Consider the following 10,036-nt stretch of genomic DNA (forward strand, 5'->3'; position numbering starts at 1 on the left):
CCCCTCCGGATCCACCGCCCACCAGGCCTTGGCGTCGTACGTCGAATCCGTCGCCGCCGACCCGTGGAACGAGCGCTGGCCCCTAGTCCTCCAAGACGTCCGCCCAGCCCGGTACGGCGAAGGTTGGGCCCTCGTCGATCTCGAAGGCGACGCCCTCGAACTCCTCCCCGGCATAGACCCGTGGAAGCTCCTGGCCGTCTCAGCCGGCGACCCGATCACCGTCGCCGGCGAATGGAACCGAGCCGGCTTCCGCCCTATGACCTGCTGGCACGCCGACCGCCCGGTGCTGCTGTGAAGGGGTGGGACGGGCTGGTGAGTTCGGCGTTGTTGGGGACTGAGCGGCGGCCCGCACACTTCGAGGAGTTGCCGGAGGCGATTCAGGAACGCCTTGGTGACGGGGGATTGCTGGACGCGGCGGCGTTGGCGACGCTCTATCGGCGGGCCGGGCGTCAGCCGTTGAGTGAGCTGGAGCCGTTGCCGACGGTGCCTGGGGAGGATCGGCCGTTGCCGCGGCCGGTGGCGATCCGGCGGTTGGCGGCGATGCTCGGTGGGTTTCAGACGACCGCGCTCGGGGAGTGGTTGCGGGCTGCGGACGCGCGGGGCTGGGGCGTGCCACCGGAGTACCTGCCAGCACTGGCCGACCATGCGCGCAACCGAGCGGAGTACCGGCCTCTCGTGATCGCGGCCGCCGGGCGCCGCGCGCACTGGCTAGCAGACCTCAACCCAGACTGGCGTTTCCTCCATGCAGCGGTTGCCGACAGCAACAACCCCGAACTATGGACCCACGGCGATCCCCTGCAACGACGCAGCTGGTTGCGTGACCTCCGTCGTACCGATCCTGCCGCGGCCTTGGATGCGCTCAGCGAAGTCTGGCCGACCGAATCCGCAGCAACACGCGCCGATTTCCTCGCACTGCTCAGAGAGGGTCTGTCCGCAGCCGACGAGGAGTTCCTCGAGTCAGCGCTCGACGACCGCTCTCGAGAGGTACGGCGAGTCGCCGCCGGACTGTTGACCCGCCTGTCGGGCAGCCGCCTCAGCCACCGCATGACCGAGCGCCTGCACGCCCACCTGCTCGTCAGCCAAGGCGTTCTCACCGTCGACCTGCCCCGACAACTCAACGCAGCAATGGAACGCGACGGCCTAGTCTCCGAGGCGATGGAAGGAATCGGCAAGCGCGCCAACTGGTTCCGCCAGATCGTTGCCGTCACCCCCTTATCGGCGATGGACCAGGCCTGGCTGCAACTACCGGTCGAAGGCTGCGCACCCGAAGTCCTGCAAGCCGGGTTGACCGAGGCAACCATCCGCGAAGCCTCCGCCGACTGGGCCCGCGAGCTTCTGCGAACCAACGCCAGCACCGGCACCCGCAGCCCCGCCGAGCTTCTCAAACTGCTCCCGTCCGACGAGTGGGCCCACGCAGTCGAGTCCCTGCGCAAAACCGTCGACATCACCGAGCTGGTCGGCGGCCTCCCCGTCCCTTGGCCGGCCTCGCTCGCGACCATGCTGCTCGACCAGCTGGCCAAGGTCGGCACCGCGCGCGACTGGGCCCGCCTGGCCAGCGTGACCGCCCGCGCCGCGCCGCCCGACGTACTGGACCATCCGATCACCCGCGAACCGACCGGCGAAGAAGACACCTGGCGCCGCCGACTCGTCGAAACCCTGACCTTCCGCCGTGAACTGTATGAGGAGCTCTCATGACTGAAGTACTGCGGCCGCATGCCGAGACCGAGTACGCCGGGGAGCTGGCCGCGCTGGCGGCGGCGGACGACCGGGCGCGCCCGCCGGCGTGGCTGTTGTCGCCCGCGGCGGTGGTCACCTACTTGCTGGGTGGGAAGGCCGGGGACACCGAGATCTCACCCAAGTACGTCGGCCCGCGCCGGCTGATCGAGGTTGCGGTCGCGACGTTGGCGACCGACCGGGCGCTGTTGCTGCTCGGTGTCCCCGGTACGGCGAAGACGTGGGTGAGTGAGCATCTCGCGGCGGCGATCAGCGGGGACTCGACGTTGCTCGTGCAGGGGACCGCGGGGACGGCCGAGGAGGCGATCCGCTACGGGTGGAACTACGCGCAATTGATTGCCCAGGGCCCCAGTGAGGCGGCGCTGGTGCCGAGTCCGGTGCAGCGGGCGATGGCCGACGCGAAGATCGCCCGGATCGAGGAGCTGACCCGGATGCCGTCCGACGTACAGGATGCGTTGATCACGATCCTGTCCGAGAAGACGCTGCCGATCCCCGAGCTGGCGACGGAAGTCCAAGCCCGTAAGGGATTCAATGTCATTGCCACGGCCAACGATCGCGACAAGGGCATCAACGAGCTCTCGTCCGCGCTGCGCCGCCGATTCAACACCGTCGTACTGCCGCTGCCGGACAATGCCGAGGACGAGGTCGAGATCGTGTCCCGCCGGGTCGCGCAGCTCGGGTCGGCGCTCGAGCTGCCGCAGGCCGATGACGCCCTCGACGAGATCCGCCGGGTGGTGACGATCTTCCGCGAGCTGCGTTCGGGCCGGACCGAAGATGGTCGCACGGCGGTCAAGTCGCCATCCGGCACGTTGTCAACGGCGGAGGCGATCAGCGTGGTCACCGGCGGTCTCGCCCTCGCCGCGCACTTCGGGGACGGCGTCCTGCGGCCGACCGACGTGGCCGGTGGCATCCTCGGCGCGGTCGTGAAAGACCCGTCCGCGGATCGCGTCGTCTGGTCGGAATACCTCGAGACCGTGGTCCGCGAGCGCGACGACTGGGCGCCGTTCTATCGTGCCGCGCGAGAGATTTCCGGATGACCGTTCACCTGCTCGGGATTCGGCATCACGGTCCGGGATCGGCGCGGGCGGTCGCGGCTGCACTCAACGAGTTGCGGCCGGATATTGTGCTGATCGAGGGGCCGCCGGAGGCCGACAAGGTCGTCGGGCTGGCGGCGTCGGAGGAGATGGAACCGCCGGTCGCCTTGCTGGCTTATGCGATGGACGATTCGACGCGGGCGGCGTTCTGGCCGTTTGCGGTGTTCAGTCCGGAATGGCAGGCGATCAAGTACGCGCTAGCGGCCGACGTACCGGTGCGGTTCTGCGATCTGCCGGCGGCGCATCAGTTCGCTTCGTCCGGTCGCGAGGGTCGGCGAGGTGTGTCGATGGATCCGTTGGCGACACTGGCGAACGCGGGCGGGTACGACGATCCCGAGCGCTGGTGGGACGACGTGATCGAGTCGCGGCGGGATGGCGCCGAGCCGTTCACCGTGATTGCTGATGCGATGCGTGAACTGCGGCATGACGAGGAAGCGAGCGGCAGGGAGGCGCAACGCGAGGCCTATATGCGGACCGTACTGCGGAAGGCGATCCGCGAGGGGTTCGAGCGGATCGCCGTGGTTTGTGGCGCCTGGCATGTTCCCGCGCTGGAAGCTCCATTGCCTACGGCCGCACATGATGCCCGCATCCTGAAGGGCTTGCCGAAGCGGAAGGTCGCTTGCACCTGGGTGCCGTGGACGCACGGTCGGCTCGCGGCGGCCAGCGGGTACGGCGCCGGTATCACCTCGCCCGGTTGGTACCACCACCTGTTCACCGCGCCGGACCAGATCACCACCCGCTGGCTGACCAAGGTGGCCCAGGTGCTGCGCGCCGAGGACCTGCCGGTGTCGAGCGCGCATGTGATCGAGGCGGTCCGGCTCGCCGATACCTTGGCCGCTTTGCGCGAGCGTCCACTGGCCGGGCTGAGCGAGGTGACCGAAGCAACGAGAGCAGTGCTCTGCAACGGAAACGATGTTCTCCTTAACCTCGTCACCCGCGAAGCGGTCGTCGGTGAGCTGCTCGGATCGGTACCAGGTGAGACTCCACAAGCGCCGGTGGCCGCCGATCTCGCGGCCCAGGCGCGGTCGCTACGACTGCGCCGAGACGCGACCGAGCGCGTGATCGAGCTTGACCTGCGCAAGGCGAACGACCTGCTGAAGTCGCGGCTCCTGCATCGCCTCCGGATTCTCGGCGTGCACTGGGGTGTCCCGGCGGCCGACGAACGACGCGCGCAAGGCACCTTCCGGGAGATGTGGAAGCTGATCTGGGATCCCGGTCTCGAGGTTGAACTCGTTGCCGCGGGCGCCCACGGTACGACGGTCGTCGGCGCCGCGACCACGGTCATGCTCAAGGTCGCGGCCGATTCGTCGACGCTCGCACAAATCACTGCTGCGCTGGAGAAATCCCTCCTCGCCGACCTGTCCGACGCTCTGCCCGATCTTCTGCAGGGCGTCGACACCAGAGCGGCCGCCGATGCGGATGTCGGTCACCTGATGGAGGCGTTGCCCGCGTTGGCTCGTTCGTCCCGGTACGGCGATGTTCGCGGGACCGACACTGCCGGGCTCGGTACGGTCGCGAGCCGGATGGTGTCGCGGATCTGCGCAGGCCTCGGCCGCACCGTCCACGGACTCGACCCGGAGGCGGCGAACGCCGTACAGCAGTTGATCGACGGCGTACAGGATGCGACCGCACTGCTGGCCGAAGAGGTTCGGGCTGAGTGGTTGCGCACCTTGGAGGGTCTCAGCGATCGGCCTTCGGTGCCGCCGTTGATCCGCGGGCGGTTGACGCGGTTGATGCTCGACACGTCACGGCTTCCGGATCACGAGATCGCGCTCAGGTTGGGTCGTGCGTTGTCGCCCGGTACGCCGACCGTCGATGCGGCCGGGTTTGTCGAGGGCTTCCTCGCCGGTGGCGGTCTGCTGCTCGTGCACGACGAGCGCCTGCTGGGGTTGGTCGATGCTTGGCTGGGTGCGATTCCGGATGATGCGTTCGTCGAAGTTTTGCCGTTGCTGCGAAGGACTTTTGGCACTTTCGCGGCTCCAGAGCGGCGTACGATCGGGGCTCGAGCGAAGGTGCTTGCCGATCCCGGGAGTGTGGTGGTTGCCAATGACGACGACCTTGACGCCGAGCTGGCTGCCTCCGTGCTGCCAGTGGTCGCGCAGTTGCTGGGGGTTTGATGGACGAGCGACTACGCCGCTGGCGACTCGTGCTTGGCAGCGAAGCCGACCCCGAGACCGGTACGACGCTGTCCGGTGCAGACCAGTCGATCGACAAGGCGCTCGCCGCCCTGTACGACGCTGTACCCGGCGATCAGGGTGGTCAGCGGGCCGCCGGCCTGGGGTCATCGGCGCCACGGGTGGCTCGTTGGTTGGGTGACATCCGGCAGTACTTCCCGAGCACGGTTGTCCAGGTGATGCAGCGGGATGCGGTTGATCGCCTCGGGATCACTCGGATGCTGATGGAGCCTGAGCTGCTGAACGCGGTTGAGCCGGATGTGCATCTGGTGAGCACGCTGATGGCGCTCAACGAGGTCATGCCCGAGGAGACCAAGCAGACCGCTCGTGAGGTGGTCGGCCGTGTGGTCGCGGAGCTGGAGGCGCGACTCGCCGAGCGCACCAAGGCGGCGGTCACCGGTGCCCTCGACCGTGCCGGGCGCACCGGCCGGCCGCGGCACTCCGATATCGACTGGGACCGGACGATCCGGGCCAACCTCAAACACTTCTCACCCACACTCGGCACGATCGTCCCGGACCGGCTCATCGGGTATGCGCGGCGGAATCACAGCGTGCAGCGGGACGTCGTACTGGCTATTGATCAGTCGGGGTCGATGGCTGAGTCGGTCGTGTACGCCGCGTTGTTCGGGGCGGTGCTCGGGTCGATCCGGACGTTGAAGACGAGTCTCGTGGTGTTCGACACCGCGGTGGTCGATCTGACCGATCAGCTGGACGACCCGGTCGACGTACTGTTCGGGACTCAGTTGGGTGGCGGGACGGATATCAACCGGGCGCTCGCGTACTGCGAGCAGTTGGTCACCAAACCGTCGGAGACCGTTCTCGTGCTGATCTCCGATCTCTACGAAGGTGGAGTCCGGGAGGAATTGTTGCGGCGGGCCCGTGGTTTGGTCGAAGCAGGTGTGCAGGTGATCGCGCTGCTGGCGCTGGCCGATTCCGGCACCCCGTCGTACGACGCCGAGAACGCGGCCGCGCTCGTGGAGCTCGGCGTACCGACCTTTGCTTGTACGCCGGACCGCTTTCCAGACCTGATGGCCGCCGCGATCCGTCGCGACGACATCACCAGCTGGGCCTCGACCAACCTGATCGAGGCCCAGTGAGGCGTCAGCTGTGAGTAACGGTGAGGTTGTAGACGATGGTTTCGCCGTAGTTGCTGGTCTCGCAGGGTGAGGAGTTCGTGCAGTTGGCCTGGGTGTAGACGCCGGCCTTGAAGTAGCCGCCGGTGAACGATTTCGGGATCGTTGCCTGCAGCATGTTGTTGTAGTACGCCTTGATCGAGCCGTTGCTGACCACGAACTTGGCCTGGAATCGCTTCCCCAGCGTGTAGTTGCCGTCGACAAGCTTGTAGCGCGTGTTGTTCTCGTCCGTGACGTACAGGCTGGAGCCGTCGAGGCGGAAGGTCGCCATGTCGTTGCCGTTGTGGATCTGGCCGGCGACGACCTGCGGCTTGGTGTTCGGGCGGTGCGTGATGGCCTGGTCGATGATCATCGTATGGACGCCGGAAGTCGAGGACCAGGATGCGCCCGAGCCGTTGCGCATCTCGCGGAGCTCGGAGCGGGCGTAGGTGGTGTTCGGGGTCGTGACGCCGTTCACCGCGTTGCGGAAGCGGACGCCATTGCAGTTCGGCTGGTCGATGAACCACGGGTTCAGTTCGTAGCCGGCAAGTCTTGGCTGGCTGATCTCCAGCACCTGCGTGCCCGACTGGTTCGGGTCGTCGACCGGCAGTTGCAGCTTCCAGTTGGCCAGGTTCAGCACGTCACCAGGCGTGGAACAGGCGGTGGTCGCAGCAGTGGCGGTGGGTACGGCGGCCGACGCCGCCAGCAGTGTGGTGGCGAGGAGTGCTCGGACGAACATGCTGTTCTCCTTCGGGGCGGTGGGACAATCATCAGAACCGCTGGGCTTTGTCGACCTGGTTGATCAACGGGTCCCCAGCGAGGAACCGACGGGTGTTCTCCAGCAGTACGGCGAAGCGTCGTTCGGCGGCATGCGGCCCAGCACCGGCCACATGCGGCGTGATCAGTACGTCGGGCCGTGACCACAACGGGTGGGCCGGTGGAAGCGGCTCGGTCTCGAACACATCGAGCGCGATCCCGCCGAGCCGGATCTCCACAAGATCGTCGAGCCGGACCGTCGGGCCACGTCCGACGTTCACGAACAGCGCAGTCGGCTTGAACCGCCGGAGCCGCTCGGCGTCGATCATCCCCTCGGTCGCCGGCGTGTGTGGCACTGTCAGCACGACAATGTCGGCGTCCGGGAGCAGTTCGTCCAGCTTGTCCACCGGATGCATCGCCACAAACCCCCTTGGCGCTTGGGTGATCCGCGCATCAACTCCGGTGACCGCTACCCCGAACACGCTCAACAGCCGACCAACCTCCGCACCCACCGCGCCCGCCCCGACAACAAGCGCCGACGCCTCACCAAGCGCCAGTACCGAACCCGGATCCCAGTCCGGCGCCCATTCGGCGGTTTGCTGATCTCGGATGTACCGAGGCAATCCCCGAGCCATCGCAAGCACCAACGCCAACGTGTGCGCAGCCACGTGATCGGTGTACGTGTCCCGCATATTCGTCACACACACCGAATGCTCAACCAGCGCAGGGTAGTAGAACTCCGGTGCAGGCCCAGCCTGCGGAGCCTGCAACCACCTCAACCGCTCCGCCCGCCTCAACAGCTCCTCAGGCAGTACGCCGTACGCCGCATCCGCCACCGCGATTGCGTCTAACGCGTCACCGTCGGGTCGCAGCACCCGGATGCCCGGCACAGCCGCTTCCAATCGGCTCGGCCAGTCCGCAGTCTCCGGATCTTGCGGTGGAAGGATGACGAGCGTCGTACTCATGCTGACGCCTCGGCTACTGCGGTGCGGATGCGGTCGAGGCGGGCTTTGGATGCGAGGCCTGCGTGGTAGTACCTGACTCCGCTTGCGCCGGCTTGGAGTAACTCCGTGACGCCGTTCCATTCGGTGTCGAGTGCGGTCACGTTGGCGATCAGGGGGATGGTGGTTCGTTCGGCTGCGGCCTTCAACTGGCGGACGGCTGCTTGGGTGTCGCCCCAGCATTTGAGGACGAAGGCGTCTGGCGTGACTGTCTGGAAGTCCACGCCGACGTCGGGGCCGGTCACCCACGGGTCGTCGGTTGCCATCAGCAACAGTCGGCGATGGCTGGCCAGGGACTTCGCCTCGCTCACCAACTCACCGATCACCGTCGTCCGGTGAGCGAGCAAGGCGGCCGCGTCGACCAGTTCGGCGGGACCCGATCCTTGGAGTTCGCTGTCCACAGCTGACCGGACTGCGCGGGCTAGGCGGTCGGCTTCGGGGCCGATCGCCGTACGGCAGGCTGGGCAGAAGCAGAGCGAGAGTAGGCGGCGTGCGGTGGCCGAGAGCTCAGCGCCTTCGGTCTTCTCGTGGTGGCTGCCGTGGTCGAAGCCGAGCCAGCCGCAAGCTTCGAGCATCAGATCGACGTCGTACTGGGAGCAGACCTCGCTCACGATCGTCAGCGCATAGTCGCGGACCGCCTGGTGCGACGGACACAGCGCGTAGGGGTAGCGCTCGCCGTACGCGTTCCGCACGGTCACATCCGGGTGGGCCGAACCGACCGCCGACGAGTGGGTGAGCACCAGCCACGCCTCGACCGCCATACCGGCGGCGGTGAGCGCGGCGGCCGCCGTACCGAAGCGGTCGGGGTTATCCACACCCCAGCTGGGCGCGAGTGGACGGAGGCCGGGCCAGCGGTCTTCGCAGAGCGGGAAGTAGGCCGCTGCGTGTTCGGCGTGGACGACGCGGTGGGCCGGGTGCCACGGGGTGATCCCGCGGACCGAGTGGTACGCCGCCTGCAGGGTCACGGTGCCGGCGCCGAGCCCGGCGATCCGGGCCGCGGCCTCCGGGTCGCCGACCAGGTCCCAGGTGTACGCGAATACGCCGTGACTCACGAGCCTCACTCCTGTGGGTAAGCGCTTGCCAAGATCAGGTCCGCCCAGAGTAGATCCGGCGGGTCGGTCGCGGCAAGGGCTGAGAAAGCGGTTTCATATCCACAGGTTGTGCATGACCTTGTGGATGATCGATCCTGAGGAAGGGCTTTCAGGGAGGTGAGACGGTTGCGGGCCAACACCCAGCGAGTGACGATCACCGATGTCGGTGCGGCCGCCGGCGTCTCGCCGGCCACCGTCTCCCGGGTGCTGAACGGGACGGCCAAGGTCGACGCCGCCCTCGCCGACCGCGTCCAAGCGGCCGTCCGCACCCTCGGCTACCGGCCGAACGCAGCCGCGCAAGGACTGGCCAAGGGGCGCTGGGGCACGATCGGCGTACTCGTCCCGGACCTCGCCAACCCGTACTTCCCGGAGATCCTCAAAGCCGTCAGCGCCGTCGCCCGCGCGAACGGCCACCGGGTGATGATCATGGAGTCCGAGGAAGACCCGGCCGTCGAACCCGAGCTTGTCGCCGACCTCCTCCGCAGCTGCGACGGCCTCCTGCTCTGCTCACCCCGGATGCCCCGCGAGCAGCTCGTCGCCCTGGCCGACCGCGGGCATCCGATGGTTCTCGTCAACCGCATCGTCCCCGGCCTCGCCGTACCGTCGATCTCGGTCGACTTCTACGGCGGTACGACGCTCATCTGCGGACATCTCGCCCAACTCGGCCACCGCGAGGTCGCCTACCTCAGCGGCCCCGAAGCCTCCTGGGCGAACGGCGAACGCATCCGCGCCCTGGAAGCCGCAGCCGCCTTCGGCCTCCGCCTGACCGTGATCCCCTGCGGCGCCACCGCCGCCGACGGGTACGCCACCGCCGACCGGATCCGCCAGACCCCCGCCACCGCAGTCGTCACCTACAACGACCTGGTCGCCCAGGGCGCTCTGTCTCGCCTGCGCGAACTCGGCATCGACGTACCAACCGACCTCTCGCTCATCGGCTTCGACAACCTCTCCCTCGACTGGACCGGCCAGGCCACCCTCACCACCGTCGCCATGCCCCGAGACCAACTAGGCCGCCAAGCCGCCACCCTCCTCGAACACCTCATGACAGGCACCCCCGACACCAACCCCCACCTC

At 67.7% G+C, this 10,036-nt stretch carries 8 protein-coding genes and 1 pseudogene; 6 read left to right on the forward strand and 3 right to left on the reverse strand.

Going from position 1 to position 10,036, the window contains the following annotated elements; all coding sequences use genetic code 11:
• The 5 genes and pseudogenes from E1261_RS39625 to E1261_RS39645 all read left to right on the forward strand — a co-directional run.
• A pseudogene (locus E1261_RS39625) lies at positions 1–295 on the forward strand (SWIM zinc finger family protein); the annotation flags it as partial.
• Between the two features lie 17 nt (positions 296–312).
• On the forward strand, positions 313–1,695 hold the full coding sequence (locus E1261_RS39630) for a DUF5691 domain-containing protein (protein ID WP_238176726.1): 1,383 nt from the start codon (positions 313–315) through the stop codon (positions 1,693–1,695).
• A complete protein-coding gene (locus E1261_RS39635; protein ID WP_132414902.1) occupies positions 1,692–2,771 on the forward strand; it encodes an ATP-binding protein in 1,080 nt (359 codons plus the stop codon). Before E1261_RS39630 ends, E1261_RS39635 begins: the two co-directional genes overlap by 4 nt.
• Complete coding sequence (locus tag E1261_RS39640) at positions 2,768–4,945, forward strand: DUF5682 family protein (protein WP_132414903.1); 2,178 nt, start codon at positions 2,768–2,770, stop codon at positions 4,943–4,945. The genes E1261_RS39635 and E1261_RS39640 overlap by 4 nt, the downstream gene beginning before the upstream one ends.
• Positions 4,945–6,099: a VWA domain-containing protein gene (locus E1261_RS39645; RefSeq protein WP_132414904.1), complete on the forward strand. Its 1,155-nt coding sequence runs from the start codon at positions 4,945–4,947 to the stop codon at positions 6,097–6,099. Before E1261_RS39640 ends, E1261_RS39645 begins: the two co-directional genes overlap by 1 nt.
• A 4-nt stretch (positions 6,100–6,103) precedes the next feature.
• Here the strand turns inward: E1261_RS39645 and E1261_RS39650 are convergent, their stop codons facing one another.
• From E1261_RS39650 to E1261_RS39660, 3 genes are read right to left on the reverse strand one after another with little or no spacing between them, the layout of a single operon-like run.
• Positions 6,104–6,853, reverse strand: coding sequence for a polysaccharide lyase family 7 protein (locus tag E1261_RS39650; protein WP_132414905.1), 750 nt, complete (start codon positions 6,851–6,853; stop codon positions 6,104–6,106).
• A 31-nt stretch (positions 6,854–6,884) separates the two neighbouring features.
• The gene (locus E1261_RS39655) at positions 6,885–7,835 is read right to left on the reverse strand and encodes a D-2-hydroxyacid dehydrogenase (RefSeq protein ID WP_132414906.1); all 951 of its coding nucleotides are present in this window, start codon (positions 7,833–7,835) and stop codon (positions 6,885–6,887) included.
• Positions 7,832–8,923, reverse strand: coding sequence for a hypothetical protein (locus tag E1261_RS39660; RefSeq protein ID WP_132414907.1), 1,092 nt, complete (start codon positions 8,921–8,923; stop codon positions 7,832–7,834). Before E1261_RS39660 ends, E1261_RS39655 begins: the two co-directional genes overlap by 4 nt.
• 156 nt (positions 8,924–9,079) lie before the next feature.
• On the opposite strand from E1261_RS39660, the gene E1261_RS39665 reads away from it, so the two are divergent.
• Positions 9,080–10,036 (forward strand): LacI family DNA-binding transcriptional regulator (locus E1261_RS39665; protein ID WP_132414908.1); only part of this gene is annotated, 957 nt, incomplete at its 3' end.

Origin of the sequence: Kribbella albertanoniae, assembly GCF_004348455.1 — a bacterium.
In the GTDB taxonomy this organism is placed as follows: domain Bacteria; phylum Actinomycetota; class Actinomycetes; order Propionibacteriales; family Kribbellaceae; genus Kribbella; species Kribbella albertanoniae.